We start from the raw sequence: 21,031 nt of genomic DNA, 5'->3' as shown, positions 1-21,031 counted from the left end.
TCCTGTGCGTTAAGTAACCCGATTGTAGGAGCTGTACGGCTGTGCAACAATCCAGCAAAATTAATACACACTGTACGGTTAACCGAACAATGAAGCTGGATTTCGCCCTGTTAAATGCCATTGTCGCGGTCGCCAACGCCGGAGGCTTCCGTGAAGCCGCGCGCGTGACCGGTTCCAACCCCTCCCGCCTGAGCGACGCGGTGCGCCGCGCCGAGCAGCAACTCGGCGTACGGCTGTTTAACCGCACCACCCGTACCGTGGCGCTGACCGAGGCAGGCAGAGCGCTGATGGAGCGCCTGCAACCGGCAATGAGCGAAGTGAATGCCGCGCTGGACGCCATCAACCGCTATCGCACCACGCCGAGCGGCACGCTGCGTTTGAATGTCCCGGTCAGCGCGGCACGGCTGGTTCTGCCCACCATCGTCCCCCCTTTTCTGGCGCAATACCCGGACATTCGCCTGGAGATCGTCGCCGAAAGCAACGTACAGGATGTGTTTCGCGACAATTGCGATGCGGGGATCCGTTACGACGAAAGCCTGGAACAGGATATGGTGGCGCTGCCCATCGGCCCGCGCCGTCAGCGTTTTGCCGCAGCGGCGGCACCGGCCTATTTGCAGCGTTACGGCCTGCCGCAGCACCCGCGCGATCTGATTAGCCACAACTGCATTCGCGGGCGCTACGCCAGCGGCGTAATGCCGGAGTGGGAATTTACCCGCGAGGGTGAAACCCTGCGCATTCAGGTGAATGGTTCACTGGTGGTCAGCGTCGGCAGCGCGGTGGATCTGGCGGTGCAGGCAGCGATTGCCGGTAGCGGCATCATCTATCTGTTTGAAGAGTGGCTGCGCCCGTCGTTCGAAAGCGGCGCGCTGACGCCATTGCTGGAACCCTGGTGGCAATCATTTAGCGGCCCGTGGCTCTATTACAATTCGCGGCGCTTAATCCCTGCGCCATTACAGGCATTTATCAATTTTATCCGCGCGCAGGGGCAAACCACGGATATATAACGCAATGATGGGAAGATCTGTCTACACTTGAGAAAACAAAGAAAATCGAGGATGCCCTATGATCTTCCCGGCCATGCCAGTCAATGAAAGAGAGCGGCTTAAGTCTTTGTATATGATGGATCTTCTGGATAAAAAGGATGATGAACGTTTTGACCGGCTCACCCGCACGGCAAAGACTACCTTTGATGTCCCCATCGCAGTGATAAGCCTGCTCGATCGCGATCGTCAGTGGTTGCTGTCGCGCAGCGGCATCGATACCCACGAAACGCCGCGCAATCTGTCGTTCTGCGCGCACGCGATCCTCGAAGAGGGCGTGTTTATTGTCAAAGATACCCTTGCCGATCCGCGCTTTGCCGAAAACCCGTTTGTCGTTGGCGAGCCGTGGGTGCGATTTTATGCGGGTTGCCCGGTGCGACTGCCGGACGGCGCAATTGCCGGAACCATCTGCGTCATCGATACCTATCCGCGCCCGTTTTCCAGTGCGGAAATCAATACCCTGCTCGATTTCGCCGCCATTGTGGAAGATGAGTTTCTGATCCTCAGCATGGCAATGACCGATTTGCTGACCGGCATGCCCAACAGCCGTGGCTTTTACCGCTCCGGCGAAAAACGTTTTGCCTGGCTCAAAGAGCATAAAAAAGATCTCAGTCTGCTCTATTTCAGCATCGACAATCTGAAATCGATCAATGAATTGCTGGGGAATAAAGAGGGCGACGAGGTGGTAAAAATCTTCGCCAGCAATATGACAAAATGCCTGAAAGATCAGGATATCGCCGCCCGGCTTAGCGGAGGTGAGTTTGCGGTACTACTGGCGAACACGCCGACTCACAATGCTGATGCGTTTCTCTTCGATCTGCAATCACGCATCGATGCCATCGACCATCTTTCCGGCAAGAATTATCACATCAACTACTCGCACGGGATTATTGAAAACGGCGGCGATAAGTACACCACGCTGCGCGGCATGCTGGAAGATTGCGATAAGGTGATGTACTCGGAAAAACGCCGTCGTTAATACAGCGCCGGAAACCCGGCGCTGTTTATAGCGGCTCGAACCCGCCGTTGCCTTCCCAGCCAGCCAGCCGCTGGTAAATTGTTTCTACCGCCGCTTTCACTGGCGGCGTCATCGGGTAGTAAAAGCCGACAATATCGGGCTGAATGCCAAGAAAAATCACCTCGCCAATATCCTCTTTCAACTGATCGATCAGATAGTTGAGCGGCATATTGTGAGTGGTCATCAGGAACATCTCCGCGATGTCATCGGGATCGACAATGCGCATCTCGCCGGGGTTCAGCCCCATATCGGTAGCATCCACAATCAGCAACCGCGTCGGGCGCAGCTCGCGGATCGCCACCACGTCGTTTTCCGGTGCGCTGCCGCCGTCGATCACGCGCCAGTTTCCCTGCGGGTTTTCCGCGCACATCTGCGCCAGCAACGGGCCTGCGCCATCGTCGCCCATCATGCTGTTGCCCACGCAAAGTAATACGTCAGTCACGTAATCTCCTTACCATCAAATAGATAGCGCTTTCCTGATGAATGTCGTGCAACATCGACAGCAGCGCCCTGCTCCAGGCCTGCTGCTGTTCATTCTGCCCGGCCAACGCCCGGTCAAAGGCGTTGGCCAGCATCATCACGTGCGTGCTGTCGATAACAATCTCGCCGTAACGCGGCACGCCTTCCATTTTTCGCCGCGCTTCACTGCCGCTCTCCAGCGTGCCGATCCACGCCAGATAAGCCTCCCAAGGGCAGGAAAGCGCCGTTTCCAGGCAATCGATCACGCCAAGATGGTGACCAATCGCCAGAGAGTAATAGACCACCTGCTGCGCCTGCGGCGGCGTGGCATCATTCTCATCGACAAATTTCCGCCGCAGCTGGCTAAAGGCCACCGTCTCGCTCATCAGATTTTCGCCTCCTGCACCACCTGATTAAGGTGGCTGACAATTTCGGTCAGACGCGGATCGTTCTCCTGCGCTAACCAGCGCACCACTTCATGTTCGCCGACGCTGCGCAAGCGCAGGTAATCATCGGCAATCTGGCGGCCATAGCGGTAACCCGCGAGGCGACGTGCGGTGCGATCCACTTTCACCCGCAGCGGCTGCACCATAGTCGGATGCAGGATCTCTGCCGGTTGATCGTCCTGTTCGCCGGGCAGACGGGCATGAATTTTCTGCTCCAGCAGCCCCAGCGCCATAGCAAAACCATACAGCGTGGCGGCAGGCGTCGGCGGGCAGCCGGGAATATAGACATCCACCGGAACGATTTTATCCGTGCCGCCCCAGACACAGTACAGGTCGTGGAAGATACCACCGCTGTTACCGCATGCGCCGTAGGAGATACAGATTTTGGGATCCGGCGCAGATTGCCAGGCGCGCAGCGCCGGTGAACGCATCGCGCGGGTGACGGCGCCGGTAAACAGCAGAATGTCGGCGTGGCGCGGTGAAGGTACGACCTTAATGCCGAAGCGTTCTGCATCGAACAGCGGCGAAAGCGTCGCGAAAATCTCGATCTCACAGCCATTGCAGCCGCCGCAATCCACACGATAAACGTAAGCGGAGCGTTTGATTTTATTCAACAGCGAGGCTTTCATACTGGCGATGGATTCCTCCACCGTCATCGGCACCGGAATACCATCCGCATCACGCGGACCTATTAGCTGGCTCATTAGCTGGCCTCTCTCATATGGCGGGTCAATTCGACGCGGTCGGACGACACCAGGCATTTCTGGCGTTTGCAATCCGGGCAGGTCTCAAAGCTGGCGCGGTGCTGCTCTGCGCGGGTATCCCCGTTATGCGCCAGCAGCGCAATGGCGTAATCGATCTCTTTCTGCACCGCAAAAGGCCGCGCGCATTCGCGGCACTGGCACAGCTCGTAGCGCGACTGTTGCAGAAAATCGGCTTTGCTCCACACCGCCAGTTCGTACTCCTGAGAGAGCTTAATCGCCGCCGTTGGGCACACTTCTTCGCAGCGGGCGCAGAAAATGCAGCGCCCGAGATTAAACTGCCAGGCCAGTTCGCCGGTCGCAAGATCGGTTTCCACCGTCAGCGCGTTCGACGGGCAGGCATTGACGCACGCCGCGCAGCCAATGCACTGCTGCGGGTTGTGCTGCGGTTTGCCGCGGAAGTTTTTATCCACCGGCATCGGCGCAAGCGGATACGCGCTGGTTGCCGTCCCGGTTTTGATCACTTTTTTGATAAAGGTAAACATTGCTAGCGTTCTCCCACTATTTCAACGGCGAGTTTTTACGCTCGATCCCGTAACGCTCCAGCTCTTTGTACGGCACGACCTTGCTTTTCTTCTTGCGCACATCCACCACCGTCATGCGGTCGGTGCAGGAGTAGCAAGGATCGAGGCTGCCAATAATCAGCGGCGCATCAGAAACGGTGTTGCCGCGCAGCATATAGCGCAGCGTTGGCCAGTTGGCGTAGGTCGCCGCACGGCAACGCCAGCGATAGAGCTTCTGGTTGTCGCCGGTCATACTCCAGTGGATATCATCCCCGCGCGGCGCTTCGGCAAAACCAAGGGCAAAACGGTGCGGAATGTAGGTAAAGCCTTCAACCATCAGCGGGCCGCCGGGCAGATTATCCAGACCGAAATCGATCATGTTCAGCGCGGTCAGCACTTCGTTGATACGCACTTTCAGGCGGGAAATGACATCGCAACCCTGCTCGCTGTGCACGGTCATTGGCAACAGGCCGTAACCGGCAAACGGGTGATCGGCGCGGGTATCGCGGGCGTGACCGCTGGCGCGCACCATCGGGCCGACGTTACTGAAATCGCGGGCGATTTGCGGATCAAGACGGCCAATACCCACGGTGCGCTGCTCGATATTCGGCGTGCTCATCAGCACATCAACCAGCTCCATCACATCGCGGCGCATCTGCTGCACCAGCGCGCGCGTCTGCACCATATCGTCTTTCAGCATGTCGCGGCGAATGCCACCGATCAGGTTCAGACCGTAGGTTTTACGCGCCCCGGTAAGAATTTCCGCCATCTTCATTGACGTTTCACGCACGCGGAAAAACTGCATAAATCCGGAGTCAAAACCGACAAAGTGGCAAGCCAGACCGAGGTTTAACAGGTGCGAGTGCAGACGTTCCACCTCCAGCAGAATGGCACGGATCATCTGCGCGCGTTCCGGCACCACGATGCCCATCGCGTTCTCTACCGAGGTGGTGTAAGCGGTACTGTGGGCAAACCCGCAGATGCCGCACACGCGATCCGAGAGAAAGGTGACTTCGTTGTAACCCATGCGGGTTTCCGCCAGTTTCTCCATCCCGCGATGCACATAGAACATGCGGTAGTCGGCATCGACAATATTCTCGCCATCCACAAACAGGCGGAAGTGGCCCGGTTCATCCGACGTAACGTGCAGCGGGCCAATTGGCACCACATTGTTTTTCTTGTCGCCCAGCTCGTTGATGAATTCATAAGTTTCCGCGTCGGTGGTCGGTGCGGGACGCTGGCGATAATCCATGCTGTCTTTACGCAGCGGATAGAGTTCGTCCGGCCAGTCATCCGGCAGCACCAGGCGTCGCTCATCCGGCAAACCGACCGGCACCAGGCCATACATATCACGCACTTCGCGCTCGCCCCACACGGCCGCAGGCACGCGCGGCGTCACGGATGGATACTCCGGTTTCAGCGCATCGACTTCAACGCGCACCGTTATCCAGCATTTGACGCCCTGCTCCATCGACAGCACGTAGTAAACGGCAAAGTGACCGTTCAGCTTGCGCTCGTCGTTACCAAACAGCACCGACAGCCAGCCGCCCTGCTGGTAGTAAAGAAACTCCACCACCTCCGGCAGGTAGTTCACTTTCACGGTAAGGGTGATTTGGTCTTTGGTCTGCCACGCTTCATCCAGCACTACGCCGGGAAATTTCTCGTGCAGCGCAGCCAGATAGTGTTGACCGATTTTTTCTTCAGACATGCATAAACTCTCTTAATACGTCGCCAGTAAGGAGACGAACGCTAAAAAGGCAACGCCGAACCCGGCCCAGGTGACGCGTGACGTGGCAGCAAAACGCAGGCGCGCCATGCTGTTTTCAAACAGGGCAATCACCAGTACGCCAACAATTAATTTCACCACCGCCACCACCAGCGCCAGCAGCAGACCCGCCGCGCTGAAGCTGCTCATCTGCCCCCACGGCAGAAAGACGCCGACAAACATTTGCAGCACCACCAGCTGTTTTAAGCTGATGCCCCACTTCAGCAGCGCAAAGCCGCTGCCGCTGTACTCCGACAGCGGCCCTTCCTGCAACTCCTGCTCCGCTTCCGCAAGATCAAACGGCAGTTTGCCCATTTCGATAAAGGTGGCGAACGCGCAGGCGCAGAGCGCCAGAAACAGCGGGATTGAAGCCGCGCGCGGCCAGTGGTAAACGGTGTCGGTGATATGGCTGATATGAGTGGAACCTGCGACCAGCGCCGCCACCCACAAACCGAGCAGCAAAATCGGCTCGACCAGCACGCCCAGCATCGCTTCGCGGCTGGCGCCGATGCCGGTAAACGGGCTACCGGTATCCAGCCCGGCAATAGCAAAGAAGAAGCGGGCAATGGCGAACAGATAGATCAGGGTGATCAAATCGCCCAGCAAAGGCTGCGGCGAGTTAATGGTGACCACCGGCAAAGCCGTCGCAATGGTCAGCATCACGCCCACCATCACAAACGGCATCAGGCGAAACACCCAGCCGGACGCTGCAGGCGCAATACTCTGGCGGCCCAGCAATTTGACCAGGTCGCGGTACTCTTGCAGCACGCCAGGCCCACGGCGATTGTGCAACCGGGCGCGCGCCACGCGGCTGATACCGGACAGCAGCGGCGCAAAGGCAAACAGCACCAGCGCCTGCAATAACGCATACAGAAAATTCATCATCAGGCTCCTCGGGAAATCACCACAACCACCAGCACCGCCAGCTCAATCAGTGCCAGCCGACGAAACAGCAGCGGAGCCGCGTCGGTACGCCAGCCGGGCAGAATCAGCGTGGGTTCCAGCCATTTGCGCAGCTTCAACACCGGGGCAAATGCGGCTTTTACCGGCATGGCAAAACCGTGGGCGGTGATCACCATTGAGCCTTCATGATCGTAGCCGCAGACCCAGGCGCTTCCGCGGCTGCGGGACGGAAGACGATCGCCTTTAAACAGCACCATCAACAGCAGCGGCAGCAGTGGCATGGCAATCAGCAGCAGCGTGATCATCGGTTGTGACACCACCGTGTTCGCGGTATGCAGCGGCAGCGGTACGGCGGCATACAGACGCGGCAGCAGCCACGGCGCAGCAACGCCGCCAATAACGCAGCAGAGTGCCAGTACGGCCACGCTTGCGGTCATCAGCCAGGGAATGGATTGCGGGTTTTCCGCCTGCGGGGTGCGCGGCGCGCCAAGGAAGGTGACGCCATAGACTTTCGCCATACACATCACCGCCAGCGCACCGGTTATCGCCAGGCCAACGGCCAGCAGCGGCCCAATCAGTTGCAGGACAAAGTGGCCGCTACCGCTCAGGCTGAAGAAGGATTGATAAATCACCCACTCACCGGCAAAGCCATTGAGCGGCGGCAGCGCCGCCATCGCCATCAGCCCGACCAGCATCGCCAGCGAGATAAGCGGCATTTTTTTGCCGATACCGCCCAGTTTTTCGATATCGCGATAGCCGGTGCCAAACCACAGCGCACCCGCGCCAAGAAACAGCGTGCTCTTAAACAGGCTGTGGTTGAAAAGGTGATACAGACCGCCAACCAGCCCCAGCGCCATCAGCGCCGGTTGCTGCAATGCCAGCCCGGTTACGCCCGCGCCAAGGCCAAGCAAAATGATGCCGATGTTTTCCAGCGTGTGATACGCCAGCAGGCGCTGAATATTGTGCTCCATCAGCGCATACAAACCGCCGACAAAGGCGGTGATCATGCCGAATACCAGCAGCACAACGCCCCACCACAGCGGCGGCTGGCCGCCCAGCAAGGAGAAACTGAGAATGCCGAACAGCCCGACTTTCATCACCACCGTAGAAAAGAGCGCGGCGGCCGGCGCTTGCGCGCTGGCATGCGCCTGCGGCGCCCAGGCGTGCAGCGGAATAATCCCCGCCAGCAAACCAAAACCAATCACCCCCAGCAGCCAGACGCCACTGCTCAGTTGTTGCCCGCTAAGCTGAACAAAATCGAGCGTCTGATAACGCTGCCAGATAAACCAGCAGGCCAGCACCAGCAGCACCGTGCCAAGACGCCCCATGGCAAACCACAGCTTGCCAGAGGCGCTGCACCCGGTAAGAAACACCGCGCTCAGCGCCATGATTTCGCTCATCACGACCAGCTCGCCCAGATTCGCGGCGCAGACGGCGCACAGCGCGGCGGCCAGTAGCAAATTGATCAACAACCCGTTGGCTTTCACCGCGTCATGGCGGTGCCAGTGGATGTTATAGAGGCTGATAAGCAGGCCGCAGAGGCCGAAGGTGATCACCCACACGGCACGCAGGGGTGTGACCAGTAACGGGTACTGCAACAGCGTCAGGCTGCCGGAAACGGCATCAGCGCCCAGCAGCGACAACAACCCGGCGACTGTCGCCATGGCGCTGCCGATTGCGCCGCCAAGACCGGCCAGCCAGCCGCTGAGAATTTTCGCCCGCGTAAACAGGTACGCCAGCGCAGCAGCGCAGATAAACACCGCCACCGCGCCGTTGAGCAAAGAGAGGATCGTCATTTTGCACTCCGGTTAAGCTGGGTAAACAGCGACAAATCGCCGTAGTCCGTATTCAGGGTCTGCTCGCGTTTGCGACGGCTGGCGCGGGCGATGTCGAGGTTATTGACCAGATGCAGCGCCTTGGTCGGGCACATCCGCACGCAGGCCGGGCCTTGATCATCGAAATGGCAGAGATCGCACTTCACGGCGATAGCCCGCACGCCAGGCACCCAGTCCAGCAGCGTACTGACGCGCGCAGGCGCAGGCGGCGCGGCGGGCGCGAGCGGCGAGTTAACGTTGGCCGGAATATCCAGCGGACGGCTACCGGCAAATTCGATAGCGCCAAACGGGCAGGCAATCGCGCACAGTTTGCAGCTTACGCACAGGCTTTCATTTAACTGCACCGCGCCATCGACGCAATTAATGGCGTTTACCGGACAAACGCCCGCACAGGGCGCGTCTTCGCAGTGGTGGCACTGCTGCGGCGCGGATTCATGTTCATTACGCATCACGCGCAGCCGCGGCATCGACTGCAAGCCATACGCGCGGTGCGTCTCCGCGCAGGCCGCCTCGCAGGTGTGGCAGCCGATACAGAGCGCCGGGTCGGCAATTACAAAACGGTTCACCAGCTAATCCTCAGGTGATTCACCCAGTCCGGGCGGTCATTTTTGACGAAATCAGTCGCACGACGTGTCACTTCGACACATCTCGACACCCAAACTCAGGCCAGCGCAGACGCGTGCGCGCTGCTGGCAAGAAGAGAGAGATTGATGGGGGTATCGTTTTCCACCGCCGCGTACAGGCTGTCGTAAACCGTGGCGATTTTTTCCAGATAGTGCTCCAGCACTTTTTCACGATCGTGGGTGCTGATAACGCCGTCCACTTTGCCGTCGCTGGTGAGCTGCGCCTTTGCAATCAAGCGTTTATCGCTGCCATCTTTATTGGCAATCGCATATTCGATGGTATGACCATTAAAGCCGCCGGTCAGAGAGACGGTGACCGTGAAGTGGCCGAACAGCTCAAAACAGAGCTGCTGCTCTGGCGCGCAACCTATGGCATGGTGCAGGCGCGCTTTTGACAGCGTGATCCCCTGAACCAGCGCGTTGCAGTAACTGCGCCACTCCTCCTGCAGGAGATGGTGTCGCCCGGCAATGTAATCTGCCTTTTCGCTAATTTCCCAAATCGTCATGTCTGCTTACCTGATTAATTGAAACAACGGCGGTAAAGCATCATCCATGCCAACATTTAATTTATTGATTATTAAAGGAATAAATAAAAATATTCGTTAATTTCGACGTGTCATCTCGACAGGTTCGACATCGTCACAGTGTCAAAATCACTCATGGCACTCTTATTGCATTAACGCGGCAACTCATAAGGAGGGATTATGCATGAGATCACTTTGTGCCAGCGGGCGCTGGAAATTATTGAACAACAGGCCACCGCGAGCGGCGCGCGTCGGGTTACCGGCGTCTGGTTAAAAGTGGGCGCATTTTCCTGTGTCGAAACCGAAGCTTTAACGTTTTGTTTTGATCTGGTGTGCCGTGGCAGCCTGGCTGAAGGTTGTACACTGCACATCGAACAACAGCAAGCGGAGTGCTGGTGCGAGTCTTGTCGGCAGTACGTCACGCTGCTCACCCAGCGTGTTCGCCGCTGCCCACAATGCCACAGCGACCAGTTGCAGATCGTTGCCGACGATGGAATGCAAATTCAGCGCCTGGAAATTGAGGAGTAAACAATGTGTACAACATGTGGTTGTCAGGACGGTAACCTTTATATCGAGGGTGACGAACATAACCCGCACTCTGCGTTTCGCAGCGCACCGTTCGCCCCTGCTGCGCGCCCTGCGCTAACTATAACCCGCGTCAATACCCGAGAGTTCACCCCAACCCAATCGGGTAACGGCGATTTGCATTACGGTCACGGCGAAGCCGGCACCCACGCGCCGGGCATGAGCCAGCGCCGGATGCTGGAAGTGGAGATCGACGTACTGGATAAAAATAACCAGATCGCCGCCCGCAACCGCGCCCGCTTTGCCGCCCGCCAGCAACTGGTGCTGAACCTGGTCTCCAGCCCTGGCTCCGGCAAAACCACCCTGCTTACCGAAACCCTGCAGCGCCTGAATGCGCGCGTACCCTGCGCGGTGATCGAAGGGGATCAGCAAACCGTCAATGACGCCGCACGTATTCGCGCCACCGGTACCCCGGCGATTCAGGTGAACACCGGCAAGGGTTGCCACCTGGATGCGCAGATGATTGCCGATGCTGCGCCGCGTCTGCCGCTCGACGATCGCGGCATTCTGTTTATTGAAAACGTTGGTAACCTGGTATGCCCGGCGGGCTTCGATCTGGGCGAACGCCATAAAGTGGCGGTACTGTCAGTGACTGAAGGGGAAGACAAGCCGCTGAAATATCCGCACATGTTCGCTGCCGCCTCGCTGATGCTGCTGAACAAAGTGGATCTGCTGCCGTACCTCAATTTCGATGTCGAACGCTGCATCGCCTACGCCCGTGAAGTGAACCCGCAGATTGAGATCCTGCTGGTTTCCGCCACCAAAGGCGACGGGATGGACGCCTGGCTCGACTGGCTGGAGACACAACGATGTGCATAGGCGTACCGGGGCAAATTTGCGCCATTGACGGCCTGCAAGCCAAAGTGGACGTCTGCGGCATTCAGCGCGACGTGGATTTAACCCTGGTCGGCAGCCATGATGAACACGGCCAGCCGCGTCTCGGCCAGTGGGTGCTGGTGCATGTCGGTTTTGCCATGAGCGTGATTAACGAAGCGGAGGCGCTGGATACGCTGGCGGCGCTGCAAAACATGTTCGATGTCGAGCCGGATGTCGGCGCGCTGCTCTACGGCGAGGAGAAATAATGCGTTTTGTCGACGAATATCGCGCCCCGGAACAGGTGATGCAACTGATTGCCCATCTGCGCGAACGGGCCTCTCATCTTAGCTATACCGCCGCGCGTCCGCTGCGCATTATGGAAGTGTGCGGCGGCCATACGCACGCCATCTTTAAATTCGGCCTCGATCAGTTGCTGCCGGAAAACATCGAGTTTATCCACGGGCCGGGCTGCCCGGTGTGCGTGTTACCAATGGGGCGTATTGATACCTGCGTGGAGATCGCCAGCCATCCGGAAGTGATCTTCTGTACTTTCGGCGACGCCATTCGTGTACCGGGGAAAAAAGGCTCGCTGTTACAGGCGAAAGCGCGCGGTGCCGATGTGCGCATCGTCTATTCACCGATGGATGCGCTGGCGCTGGCGGAAAAAAATCCGCAGCGCAAAGTGGTGTTCTTCGGCCTCGGTTTCGAAACCACCATGCCCGCCACGGCCATTACGCTGCAACAGGCGAAAGCCCGCAACATCAATAACTTCTGGTTTTTCTGCCAGCACATTACGCTGATCCCTACGCTGCGCAGCTTGCTGGAGCAGCCGGATAACGGCATCGACGCTTTCCTTGCGCCCGGCCATGTCAGCATGGTGATCGGTACCGACGCGTACACCTTTATTGCCGAAGAATTTCGCCGCCCGCTAGTGGTTGCCGGGTTTGAACCACTGGATTTGTTGCAGGGCGTGGTGATGCTGGTGGAACAGAAAATCGCCGCGCAGAGCCGGGTGGAAAACCAGTACCGCCGCGTCGTACCGGATGAAGGCAACCGGCTGGCGCAGGCCGCCATTGCCGATGTGTTTGCCGTCAGCGGCGACAGCGAGTGGCGCGGGCTGGGGGTGATTGGCGAATCCGGTGTACATCTGACGCAGGCTTATCAGCAGTTTGATGCCGAAGCGCACTTTCGTCCGGCCGCGCAGCAGGTGTATGACGATCCGCGCGCCCGCTGCGGCGATGTGCTGACCGGCCGCTGCAAACCGCACCAGTGCCCGCTGTTTGGCAACACCTGTAATCCGCAAAGCGCCTTTGGTGCGCTGATGGTCTCCTCAGAAGGAGCCTGCGCAGCCTGGTATCAGTATCGCGCTCAGGAGTGTGAAGTATGAATGAAGTCCAACTCGCCCACGGCAGCGGCGGCCAGGCGATGCAACAGCTTATCAGCCAGCTCTTTATGGAGGCGTTTGCCAACCCGTGGCTGGCCGAGCAGGAAGATCAGGCGCGGCTGGATCTGGCCGCACTGGCCGCCAGCGGTGACAGGCTGGCGTTCTCCACCGACAGCTATGTGATCGATCCGCTGTTCTTTCCCGGCGGCAATATTGGCAAGCTGGCGGTGTGCGGCACCGCCAACGACATCGCCGTCAGCGGCGCGACACCGCGCTATCTCTCTTGCGGGTTTATCCTTGAAGAAGGCCTGCCGATGGCGACGCTGAAAACCGTCGTCGACAGCATGGCCGCCACCGCCCGCGCGGCCGATATCGCGATTGTGACCGGCGATACCAAAGTGGTGCAGCGCGGCGCGGCGGATAAGCTATTTATCAATACCGCCGGGATTGGCGCGATTCCACGTTCGATTCGCTGGGCGGCGCAGTCGCTGCAACCGGGCGATGTACTGCTGGCAAGCGGTACGCTGGGCGATCACGGCGCAACGATTCTTAACTTGCGCGAAGGGCTGGGGCTGGACGGCGAGTTGTCCAGCGATTGCGCGGTGCTGACGCCGTTAATCGCCACCCTGCACGATCTTCCCGGCGTGAAAGCGCTGCGCGATGCCACGCGCGGCGGCGTGAATGCGGTGGTGCATGAGTTTGCCGCAGCCTGCGGCTTCGGTATCGAGCTCAACGAAGCCGCGTTACCGGTGAAACCGGCGGTGCGCGGCGTTTGCGAGTTACTGGGGCTGGAAGCGCTGAACTTTGCCAACGAAGGCAAACTGGTGATTGCCGTACAGCGCGAGGCCGCAGAGCAGGCGCTGTCACGTTTACGCGCCCACCCGCTTGGCGCGGATGCCGCTATCATTGGTGAAGTTGTTGAACGTCAGGGCGTACGCCTGGCGGGGCTGTACGGCGTTAAACGCCTGTTAGATTTACCCCACGCGGAACCGTTACCGCGTATTTGCTAATTTTTTGTTTTTTATTATTTTTTTCACACCTGCGAGTGTGTTCCTGGATGAGCAATATGTCGTATACACCGATGAGCGATCTCGGACAACAGGGGTTGTTCGATATCACCCGTGTTTTGTTACAACAGCCGGATATGGCGTCACTCAGCGAAACGCTGGCCCGGCTGACCCGCCAGGCGGCACTCGCGGATAGCGCGGCGATTGTGCTGTGGCATGCAGACAGCCACAGCGCCAGCCGCTACGCCGTCAACGCCCCTGCAAACAACGCAACTTATGAGGATCATTTACTGCTGGCGAGTGGGCCAGTCAGGCACATTCTTTCCCACCCACAGGCGCTCTATTGCAGCGCAGCCACGTTTGCGGAAACCTGGCCGGCGTTGACGCAGAACCGGCTCTATCCGCCGTTTGCGCACTACTGCCTGCTGCCGCTGGCGGCGGAGGGGCAAATTTTCGGCGGCTGCGAATTTTTTCGCCACGACGGGCAACCGTGGAGCGATAAAGAGAGCGAACGCCTGCACACCCTGGCGCAAATCGTCGCCGTGGTCGCCGAGCAGCTCCAGAGCCGCGACAGTCAGACGCCGGATTACCAGCTATTGTGCCAGGAGCGGGACGATTTTCGCATTCTGGTAGCCATCACCAATGCGGTGCTCTCGCGGCTGCATATGGACGAGCTGGTCAGCGAGGTGGCGAAAGAGATCCACTACTATTTCGGCATCGACGCCATCAGCCTGGTGCTACGCGGTAGCCGCAAAGGCAAGCTGACTATCTATTCGACGCACTACAAAGATGAACTGAATCCGAAGCATGAGATTCAGGAAGCCGACGAAGAGGGAACGCTGACCGAACGGGTATTCCGCAGCAAAGAGATGCTGCTGCTCAATCTGCACGAACGCGACAAACTCGCGCCCTACGAGCGGATGCTGTTTGAAACCTGGGGCAACCAGATCCAGACGCTGTGCCTGCTGCCGCTGATGTCCGGCAAAAATCTGCTCGGCGTGCTGAAACTGGCGCAGTGCCAGAAAGAGGTGTTTACCCAGGCGAATCTCAAGCTGCTGCGCCAGATCGCCGAACGCATCGCTATTGCCGTGGATAACGCGCTGGCGTACCAGGAAATTCACCGCCTGAAGGAGCGGCTGGTGGATGAAAACCTGGCGCTGACCGAGCAGCTAAATAATGTCGATAGCGAGTTTGGCGAGATCATCGGCCGCAGCCAGGCGATGTTCAGCGTGCTGAAACAGGTTGAGATGGTGGCGCAAAGTAACAGCACGGTGCTGATCCTTGGCGAAACCGGCACCGGCAAGGAGCTGATTGCCCGTGCGATCCATAACCTCAGCGATCGCAATAGCCGCAGAATGGTGAAGATGAACTGCGCCGCCATGCCCGCCGGGCTGCTGGAAAGCGATCTCTTTGGCCATGAGCGCGGCGCGTTTACCGGTGCCAGCACCCAGCGAATTGGCCGCTTCGAGCTGGCGGATAAAAGCTCGCTGTTTCTTGATGAAGTGGGCGATATGCCGCTGGAGCTACAACCGAAGCTGCTGCGCGTATTGCAGGAGCAGGAGTTCGAGCGGCTCGGCAGTAATAAACTGATCCAGACCGATGTGCGGCTGATCGCCGCCACCAACCGCGATCTGAAACAGATGGTCGCCGATCGAGAGTTCCGCAGCGATCTTTACTACCGGCTCAATGTCTTCCCGATTCATCTGCCGCCGCTGCGCGAACGGCCGGAAGACATTCCGCTGCTGGTGAAAGCCTTCACCTTCAAAATTGCCCGCAAAATGGGCCGCAGCATCGACAGTATTCCGGCGGAAACCTTACGCGTGCTGAGTTCCATGGAGTGGCCGGGCAACGTGCGTGAGCTGGAGAACGTCATCGAACGGGCGGTACTGCTGACGCACGGCAATGTACTGCAACTTTCGCTGCCGGAAATCACCGTTCCGCCTCAGCCCGTAGCGGAGCCTGCTGAAGTGGCTCGCGAAGGCGAAGATGAGTACCAGCTGATTGTTCGTGTGCTGCGCGAAACCAACGGTGTGGTCGCCGGGCCAAAAGGCGCAGCGCAGCGGCTGGGACTTAAACGCACCACCCTGCTTTCGCGCATGAAACGTTTAGGTATCAATAAAGACGCACTATGTTAAGCTGGAAAAATATTCAACATATCCATACATTATGGAGGGTCTATGGCAGTTTCAGCGCGAAATCAATTAACAGGCAAGGTCAGTGCAACCTCTCACGGTGCCGTGAATGATGAAGTGGAACTCACTCTCGACGGCGGCGCAACGCTGGTGGCGATTGTCACCAGCAGCAGCCAGGCGGCGCTGGGGCTGACACCAGGCAAAGAGGCTATCGCGCTGATCAAAGCGCCGTGGGTGACGCTAGCGACCGAAGATAGCGGGTTGAAGTTCTCCGCCCGCAATCAGTTCGCCGGGAAAGTCACTTCGGTGACCGAAGGCGCGGTCAATGCCACGGTGCATGTGCAGACCGATGCCGGGTTTGAGCTGGTGGCGGTGGTGACCAATGAAAGTGTGCAGGATTTGCAGCTGGACAGCGGTAAACGCGTGATTGCGCTGATTAAGGCGTCGGCGATTTTGATCGCTACGCGCGCCTGAGTGCAGCCGCAGTTGCAGGCCGGATAAGGCGAAGCTGCCATCCGGCCTGCGCCGCTGGTGAACGAAATAATTCCACGATCTTCCAAAAACGCCGGACGGCAACTCAACCTATTTCCGCCGATACTTCTCCGGCAGCTCTGGCACCGGGCGTTTATCGTCAATCAAATGGCGTACCGTCAGCACCGGATGCCGCCATAACATGCGCGGCCCCGCCCAGCGCATAATCTGCTTCATCTCTTCACCTTTGCGGGCTGGTAACAGTGCACCGGGCACTGCTTGCAGGCCGGTTTCTCTTCGCCGAACACGCACTTATCCAGCCGTTTTTCCGCATAAGCGTACAAATTCGCATAGTGCGATTCACTGCTAACCGCATCCGGGCAGGCACGCTGATAGAGCGCGATCATTTTGCGGATGGTCAGTTTCTCCCGCAGGATCCGTGGACCAGACATACACAATACCCATCAATTAAGATGCATTAATAATACATCTTAATACTACTCCGTTGCACCTCATTAGTGCACTTTCTGCGCAATCATGGGGGCTTCTTCCCCGACTCTACGCCACAGTGCGCGTGAACGCCCGCCTGCAAGAGTGGCGCGTTTCTTGCGTAACTGACTGTTTACCCGAGGAGACGTTTTCCCATTCATTTCACAAGGTATCGCTATGGAATTGAAATGGTTCGAAGATTTTCTCAGTGTCGCCCGCAGTCTTAGCTTCACGCGCGCCGCCGATGAGCGGCACATCACCCAGTCCGCCCTTAGCCGTCGCATCCGCCAACTGGAAGAGTGGCTTGGCGTCCCGCTGTTCGATCGCAAAACCTATCCGGTCACGCTGACGCCGGAGGGAGAAGCCTTTCACGCCACCGCCAGCGAAACCGTGTTCGCCATGACCCATCTGCGTAACGATCTCAACCAGCGCTTTCGTTCCCGCACGGCGGTGTTGCGCTTTGCCATGCTCAATACCCTGTCGCTGACCTTTTTCCCGGACTGGATCCAGCGCCTGAACCTGCAACACCAGCTTGGGTATATCCGCATGTGCAACTCCAAGCCGAGCTTTGTCGAGCACATCGCCACTCTGCACAGCGGCGAAACCGATTTTCTGCTTACCTACGCCCACGATGCAGTGTCGCTGATCCGCCAGCTTGCGCCTTACCCGATGATCCATTTAGGCCGCGAATGGGCGATTCCGGTCTGCCGACCGGACAGCGGCGGGCAGCCGCTTTACCCCATCAACCCCAATGGACGCCCGATTCCGTGGCTGAGCTACGGCAGCCACTCCTTTTTCGCCCATGCGCTGGCGCAAATGCTGAGCGAACGCCCGTTGCCGCTGGAAGCGGTGTATGAAAACGGCATGTCGGCCAACCTGAAAGCGATGACGCTGGCGGGCGGTGGCGTCGCCTGGCTGCCGCTGAGCCTTGTCCACGAGGAGCTGTCAAACGGCACGCTGGTGCGCGCCGGCAGCAGTGACCAGGAGATCAAACTGGCGATCCGTCTCTATCGCCAGCCGGTGCTGCGCAACCCGCAAGCTGAACAACTTTGGCAGTTGATCCAGCAGAGCGAAACCGCCCATGCCGCCTGATGGCGGCAGACTATGCAAGAACGGAATAGCCAGTGTGAATTGCTCATTGGCCTTTTACGAACCGTTGCCCTCATTCTGGTGGTACAGCGACGTTAACGCGTGCGCATTATGCCGACCAACCAAACTGGGGAGTATCATGGAAAACAAAGCGTTAGTCTGGAAGTGGGTAGAGAACTATCAGCACGATTTCTGCGATCTCAGCGATCGTGTATGGGGTACACCAGAGATCTGCTACACCGAATACCGCTCGGTGGCCGAACATACCGCCATGCTAAAAACGCAAGGTTTCCGCGTCACTGAAAACGTCGCCGGTATTCCTACCGCCGTAATGGGCGAAGCGGGAAGCGGCGGGCCGATCATCGCTTTCCTAGGTGAATACGATGCATTGCCTGGTCTGAGCCAGGCCTCCGGCGTCGCGCACTACTCGCCGCTGCCGGGCAACGGTCATGGACACGGTTGCGGGCATAATCTGCTCGGCTCCGGCGCCATGCTGGCAGCCACCGCGCTGAAAGCCTGGCTGGAAGAGACCGGCACGCCGGGCCGAGTACGTTACTACGGTTGTCCGGCGGAAGAAGGCGGCGCGGCGAAATCCTTTATGGCGCGCGCCGGAGCTTTCGATGGTGTTGATGTGGCGATCACCTGGCATCCCAGCGCACATCATGAAGTGGCGAAACCGCTGTCGCTGGCCAATACCCGCATGGATTTCTTCTTCACTGGCCGCTCCTCCCACGCCGCCGCCTCCCCACATTTAGGCCGCAGCGCGCTCGACGCCGCAGAATTGATGAACGTGGGCGTCCAGTTTCTGCGTGAGCATGTACCGCAGGATTCCCGCATCCATTACGCGATGCTCGATTCCGGCGGCATTGCGCCAAACGTGGTGCAGGCGAAAGCAGCGGTGCGCTACGCCATTCGCGCGCGCGATGTCCACGCCATGTTTGAACTGAACGAACGCGTAAAACGTGTGGCGCAGGGCGCTGCGCTGATGACCGACACCAAAGTGGAGATCAGCATCATGAGCGCCGTCTCTAACCTGCTCGGCAACCGTCCGCTGGAAGAGGCGATGCAGCGCAATCTGGAAAGCCTTGGTACGGTGCCGTTCGACGATGCCGACATGGCCTTTGCCGCTGAAATCCAGGGCACGCTCTCCGAAGAGGAGATTGCCAGTTGCTATCGCAAAACCGGGATTAAACCCGCAAACCCGAAACCGCTCAGCGACTACATCATCCCGCTGGATACCCACGGCGAAGTGATGATTGGCTCCACCGACGTCGGCGATGTCAGTTGGGTGCTGCCGACCGTGCAGGCGCATATTCCCACCATGGCGATTGGCACGCCGGGCCACTCCTGGCAACTCACCGCACAGGGCAAGATGCCTGCCGCCCATAAAGGCCTTTCCCATGTGGCGAAAGTGATGGCTGCCACTGCCGTCGATGTGTTGACCGACAAGGTACTACTGGCGCAAGTGAAAAAAGCGCACTTCGAGCAGGTGAGCGAAAAACCGTATCACTGCCCCATCCCGGAAGAGGTGATGCCACCCATCCAGCCACGCCCGGCCACGTTATAAGGATATCCGACATGAAATTCACCCCGATTGCCGTAGCCGTGGCGCTGACCAGCGCCGTCAGCCTTCATGCTCAGGCCGCCACGCCGCCGGATTCACTGGTGATGGCATGGAATATTGACGCCATCAGCACCTGGGACCCGGCGCAGATTGGCGAAGTGGTGACCAGCGAAATCTACGCCAACACCTGCGATGCGCTGGTCGATTTTGATGTGAAAGATGAGAAGAAACTGACCCCGGCCATGGCGAAAAGCTGGGATGTCTCGCCGGACCGCAAGACCCTTACGTTCCATTTGCAGGACAACCTGAAGTTCCCGGACGGCACGCCCGCCAGCGCAGGCGATCTGGCGTGGTCCATGCAGCGGGTGGTGAAACTCGGTTACGGTAACGCCGCGCAAATCACCGAATATGGCTTTAACAAAGAGAATGTCGACAGCCGCATTATCGCGCCGGATGACAAAACGCTGGTAATGACGCTGGATAAACCCTACCCCACCAGCCTCGTTTTACAGGCAATCGCCGCCAATAACGTCTCGTCGCTGCTCAACCGCAAAGTGGTGGAAAAAGAGGCCGTGGAGGGTGATTTCGGCCACAAATACCTCACCACGCATACTGCCTGTGTTGGCCCGTATCAACTGGTGCGCTGGAACGCCGGTGAAGGCGTGATGTTGCAGGCCACCGATCACTACTGGGGCAAAGCGCCGGTACTGAAACGTGTACTGATCCGCCACGTTGCCGAAACCGGCACGCAGCGCCTGCTGTTGACGCAGGGTGATGTGGATATTGCCCGCGATCTGTCGGCTGATGATCTGAAAACCCTGGATCAAGGCGGCAAAGTCAGGGTGGACAAAGTCCTGAAACCGCAGCTCTTTTTCTGGACCTTCAACAACGAAGATCCAATCTTCAAAAATGAAAAAGTGCGCCTCGCCATGCGCTATCTGATCGACTACGACGGCTTAGGCAAAAGCGTGATGCCTTACCTCGGTGTACCGCGCGCGAGCTTTGTGCAGCTTGGCGCGTTCGGCGCGCTGGACGAAAAGGAGGGCCAGCCGTTCAAACTCGATCTGGCGAAAGCCAAACAGCTACTCACCGAAGCCGGTTACCCAAATGGTTTTAGCGCGTCGGTCATTTTCGGCACCCTTGCCCACTCCGCGCCCATCGCGCAAAGCATTCAGCAGAATGCCTCGAAAATCGGCGTCAAGCTGACGCTGGAGCGCATGGCGAACGCTCAGTTGTTTAGCCGGGCGCGCGGACGCGAATTCCAGAGCGCGATGATGGCCTGGCAAACCTCCGTGCCGGATGCCTACGGCAACGCCTCAAGGCTGGTGTTTAACCCGGATAACCGCAAAGAGGCTCGCGCCACGCAGTATCCGAGCTGGCGCGCCGCTTACTACGACGCGCAGATGAACCAGAAAGTGGAAGCCGCCCTGCTGGAGCCGGATGACGCCAAACGCAGTGAGATGTATGCCGCATTGCAGAAAGAGGTCATGGAAAAAGGACCGATGGCGATCATGTTCCAGATGTACAACAGCGCGGGCATTAGCCCGGCGGTGAAGAACTGGACGTGGAACGGTTTTCGCGTCTGGTACGGTGACGCAAGTAAGTAATGGAGGTTGC

Annotated in this window: 21 protein-coding genes and 1 pseudogene; 12 read left to right on the top strand and 10 right to left on the bottom strand. The window is 58.5% G+C overall.

Features of this window, described 5'->3' with window-relative positions; genetic code table 11:
• Positions 1-89 precede the first annotated feature (89 nt).
• Positions 90-1,004, top strand: coding sequence for a LysR substrate-binding domain-containing protein (locus tag Y71_RS05570; protein WP_007370519.1), 915 nt, complete (start codon positions 90-92; stop codon positions 1,002-1,004).
• 58 nt (positions 1,005-1,062) lie between these two features.
• Entirely contained in the window at positions 1,063-2,019 is a 957-nt protein-coding gene (locus Y71_RS05565) for a sensor domain-containing diguanylate cyclase (RefSeq protein WP_007370518.1), read from the top strand.
• Between the two features lie 25 nt (positions 2,020-2,044).
• On the opposite strand, the gene hycI is transcribed toward Y71_RS05565, so the two are convergent.
• The 9 genes from hycI to hycA form a co-directional block, all read right to left on the bottom strand.
• Complete coding sequence (gene hycI, locus Y71_RS05560; RefSeq protein ID WP_007370517.1) at positions 2,045-2,500, bottom strand: hydrogenase maturation peptidase HycI; 456 nt, start codon at positions 2,498-2,500, stop codon at positions 2,045-2,047.
• Positions 2,493-2,903, bottom strand: coding sequence for a formate hydrogenlyase maturation HycH family protein (locus Y71_RS05555; protein ID WP_007370516.1), 411 nt, complete (start codon positions 2,901-2,903; stop codon positions 2,493-2,495). The genes hycI and Y71_RS05555 overlap by 8 nt, the downstream gene beginning before the upstream one ends.
• Positions 2,903-3,667, bottom strand: a complete 765-nt coding sequence (locus Y71_RS05550) for an NADH-quinone oxidoreductase subunit B family protein (RefSeq protein WP_007370515.1) — start codon at positions 3,665-3,667, stop codon at positions 2,903-2,905. Before Y71_RS05550 ends, Y71_RS05555 begins: the two co-directional genes overlap by 1 nt.
• Positions 3,667-4,209, bottom strand: coding sequence for a formate hydrogenlyase complex iron-sulfur subunit (locus tag Y71_RS05545; RefSeq protein WP_007370514.1), 543 nt, complete (start codon positions 4,207-4,209; stop codon positions 3,667-3,669). Before Y71_RS05545 ends, Y71_RS05550 begins: the two co-directional genes overlap by 1 nt.
• A 16-nt stretch (positions 4,210-4,225) precedes the next feature.
• Positions 4,226-5,935 carry a formate hydrogenlyase subunit HycE gene (hycE, locus tag Y71_RS05540; RefSeq protein WP_007370513.1) on the bottom strand — a complete coding sequence of 570 codons (1,710 nt, stop codon included), beginning with the start codon at positions 5,933-5,935 and terminating at the stop codon, positions 4,226-4,228.
• 12 nt (positions 5,936-5,947) lie between these two features.
• Positions 5,948-6,874, bottom strand: coding sequence for a respiratory chain complex I subunit 1 family protein (locus tag Y71_RS05535; RefSeq protein ID WP_007370512.1), 927 nt, complete (start codon positions 6,872-6,874; stop codon positions 5,948-5,950).
• Positions 6,875-6,876: 2 nt separating this feature from the next.
• Complete coding sequence (gene hycC / locus Y71_RS05530) at positions 6,877-8,691, bottom strand: formate hydrogenlyase subunit 3 (RefSeq protein WP_007370511.1); 1,815 nt, start codon at positions 8,689-8,691, stop codon at positions 6,877-6,879.
• A complete protein-coding gene (locus tag Y71_RS05525) occupies positions 8,688-9,296 on the bottom strand; it encodes a 4Fe-4S dicluster domain-containing protein (RefSeq protein WP_007370510.1) in 609 nt (202 codons plus the stop codon). Before Y71_RS05525 ends, hycC begins: the two co-directional genes overlap by 4 nt.
• A gap of 95 nt (positions 9,297-9,391) precedes the next feature.
• Entirely contained in the window at positions 9,392-9,859 is a 468-nt protein-coding gene (gene hycA / locus Y71_RS05520) for a formate hydrogenlyase regulator HycA (protein ID WP_007370509.1), read from the bottom strand.
• Between the two features lie 198 nt (positions 9,860-10,057).
• Here hycA and hypA point away from each other — a divergent pair, with 198 nt between their 5' ends.
• From hypA to Y71_RS05485, 7 genes are read left to right on the top strand one after another with little or no spacing between them, the layout of a single operon-like run.
• Complete coding sequence (hypA, locus tag Y71_RS05515; protein ID WP_007370508.1) at positions 10,058-10,405, top strand: hydrogenase maturation nickel metallochaperone HypA; 348 nt, start codon at positions 10,058-10,060, stop codon at positions 10,403-10,405.
• Between the two features lie 3 nt (positions 10,406-10,408).
• Complete coding sequence (hypB, locus tag Y71_RS05510) at positions 10,409-11,281, top strand: hydrogenase nickel incorporation protein HypB (RefSeq protein WP_007370507.1); 873 nt, start codon at positions 10,409-10,411, stop codon at positions 11,279-11,281.
• Positions 11,272-11,544 (top strand): HypC/HybG/HupF family hydrogenase formation chaperone, encoded by a 273-nt coding sequence (locus Y71_RS05505; protein ID WP_007370506.1) that lies wholly within the window; start codon positions 11,272-11,274, stop codon positions 11,542-11,544. The genes hypB and Y71_RS05505 overlap by 10 nt, the downstream gene beginning before the upstream one ends.
• Entirely contained in the window at positions 11,544-12,665 is a 1,122-nt protein-coding gene (gene hypD / locus Y71_RS05500) for a hydrogenase formation protein HypD (RefSeq protein ID WP_007370505.1), read from the top strand. Before Y71_RS05505 ends, hypD begins: the two co-directional genes overlap by 1 nt.
• Positions 12,662-13,672 carry a hydrogenase expression/formation protein HypE gene (gene hypE / locus Y71_RS05495; RefSeq protein ID WP_007370504.1) on the top strand — a complete coding sequence of 337 codons (1,011 nt, stop codon included), beginning with the start codon at positions 12,662-12,664 and terminating at the stop codon, positions 13,670-13,672. The genes hypD and hypE overlap by 4 nt, the downstream gene beginning before the upstream one ends.
• 56 nt (positions 13,673-13,728) lie before the next feature.
• The gene (flhA, locus tag Y71_RS05490) at positions 13,729-15,804 is read left to right on the top strand and encodes a formate hydrogenlyase transcriptional activator FlhA (protein WP_007370503.1); all 2,076 of its coding nucleotides are present in this window, start codon (positions 13,729-13,731) and stop codon (positions 15,802-15,804) included.
• 42 nt (positions 15,805-15,846) lie between these two features.
• A complete protein-coding gene (locus Y71_RS05485; protein WP_007370502.1) occupies positions 15,847-16,275 on the top strand; it encodes a TOBE domain-containing protein in 429 nt (142 codons plus the stop codon).
• A 108-nt stretch (positions 16,276-16,383) separates the two neighbouring features.
• Here Y71_RS05485 and Y71_RS05480 read toward each other — a convergent pair.
• Positions 16,384-16,724, bottom strand: a pseudogene (locus Y71_RS05480) (nitrous oxide-stimulated promoter family protein).
• A gap of 214 nt (positions 16,725-16,938) precedes the next feature.
• On the opposite strand from Y71_RS05480, the gene Y71_RS05475 reads away from it, so the two are divergent.
• The 3 genes from Y71_RS05475 (at position 16,939) to Y71_RS05465 (ending at position 21,021) form a co-directional block, all read left to right on the top strand.
• Complete coding sequence (locus Y71_RS05475) at positions 16,939-17,853, top strand: LysR family transcriptional regulator (RefSeq protein ID WP_007370499.1); 915 nt, start codon at positions 16,939-16,941, stop codon at positions 17,851-17,853.
• A gap of 136 nt (positions 17,854-17,989) precedes the next feature.
• Positions 17,990-19,417, top strand: a complete 1,428-nt coding sequence (locus Y71_RS05470; protein ID WP_007370498.1) for a M20 family metallopeptidase — start codon at positions 17,990-17,992, stop codon at positions 19,415-19,417.
• 11 nt (positions 19,418-19,428) lie between these two features.
• Positions 19,429-21,021, top strand: coding sequence for an ABC transporter substrate-binding protein (locus tag Y71_RS05465; protein ID WP_007370497.1), 1,593 nt, complete (start codon positions 19,429-19,431; stop codon positions 21,019-21,021).
• Positions 21,022-21,031 lie beyond the last annotated feature (10 nt).

Origin of the sequence: Kosakonia radicincitans DSM 16656 (assembly GCF_000280495.2) — a bacterium.
GTDB classification, from domain to species: domain Bacteria; phylum Pseudomonadota; class Gammaproteobacteria; order Enterobacterales; family Enterobacteriaceae; genus Kosakonia; species Kosakonia radicincitans.
The sequence above is the reverse complement of the archived record's forward strand: the minus strand, read 5'-3'. Positions and strand labels throughout refer to the sequence as shown.

Excerpts from the sequence above, each read along its gene's own strand:
- flhA (WP_007370503.1), top strand. The coding sequence starts at position 13,729 with ATGTCGTATACACCGATGAGCGATCTCGGACAACAGGGGTTGTTCGAT.
- Y71_RS05535 (WP_007370512.1), bottom strand. The coding sequence starts at position 6,874 with ATGAATTTTCTGTATGCGTTATTGCAGGCGCTGGTGCTGTTTGCCTTT.
- hypB (WP_007370507.1), top strand. The coding sequence starts at position 10,409 with ATGTGTACAACATGTGGTTGTCAGGACGGTAACCTTTATATCGAGGGT.
- Y71_RS05470 (WP_007370498.1), top strand. The coding sequence starts at position 17,990 with ATGGAAAACAAAGCGTTAGTCTGGAAGTGGGTAGAGAACTATCAGCAC.
- Y71_RS05475 (WP_007370499.1), top strand. The coding sequence starts at position 16,939 with ATGGAATTGAAATGGTTCGAAGATTTTCTCAGTGTCGCCCGCAGTCTT.
- Y71_RS05565 (WP_007370518.1), top strand. The coding sequence starts at position 1,063 with ATGATCTTCCCGGCCATGCCAGTCAATGAAAGAGAGCGGCTTAAGTCT.
- hypA (WP_007370508.1), top strand. The coding sequence starts at position 10,058 with ATGCATGAGATCACTTTGTGCCAGCGGGCGCTGGAAATTATTGAACAA.
- Y71_RS05555 (WP_007370516.1), bottom strand. The coding sequence starts at position 2,903 with ATGAGCGAGACGGTGGCCTTTAGCCAGCTGCGGCGGAAATTTGTCGAT.
- hypE (WP_007370504.1), top strand. The coding sequence starts at position 12,662 with ATGAATGAAGTCCAACTCGCCCACGGCAGCGGCGGCCAGGCGATGCAA.
- Y71_RS05545 (WP_007370514.1), bottom strand. The coding sequence starts at position 4,209 with ATGTTTACCTTTATCAAAAAAGTGATCAAAACCGGGACGGCAACCAGC.
- Y71_RS05570 (WP_007370519.1), top strand. The coding sequence starts at position 90 with ATGAAGCTGGATTTCGCCCTGTTAAATGCCATTGTCGCGGTCGCCAAC.
- hycE (WP_007370513.1), bottom strand. The coding sequence starts at position 5,935 with ATGTCTGAAGAAAAAATCGGTCAACACTATCTGGCTGCGCTGCACGAG.
- hypD (WP_007370505.1), top strand. The coding sequence starts at position 11,544 with ATGCGTTTTGTCGACGAATATCGCGCCCCGGAACAGGTGATGCAACTG.
- Y71_RS05485 (WP_007370502.1), top strand. The coding sequence starts at position 15,847 with ATGGCAGTTTCAGCGCGAAATCAATTAACAGGCAAGGTCAGTGCAACC.
- Y71_RS05550 (WP_007370515.1), bottom strand. The coding sequence starts at position 3,667 with ATGAGCCAGCTAATAGGTCCGCGTGATGCGGATGGTATTCCGGTGCCG.
- Y71_RS05465 (WP_007370497.1), top strand. The coding sequence starts at position 19,429 with ATGAAATTCACCCCGATTGCCGTAGCCGTGGCGCTGACCAGCGCCGTC.
- hycA (WP_007370509.1), bottom strand. The coding sequence starts at position 9,859 with ATGACGATTTGGGAAATTAGCGAAAAGGCAGATTACATTGCCGGGCGA.
- Y71_RS05505 (WP_007370506.1), top strand. The coding sequence starts at position 11,272 with ATGTGCATAGGCGTACCGGGGCAAATTTGCGCCATTGACGGCCTGCAA.
- hycC (WP_007370511.1), bottom strand. The coding sequence starts at position 8,691 with ATGACGATCCTCTCTTTGCTCAACGGCGCGGTGGCGGTGTTTATCTGC.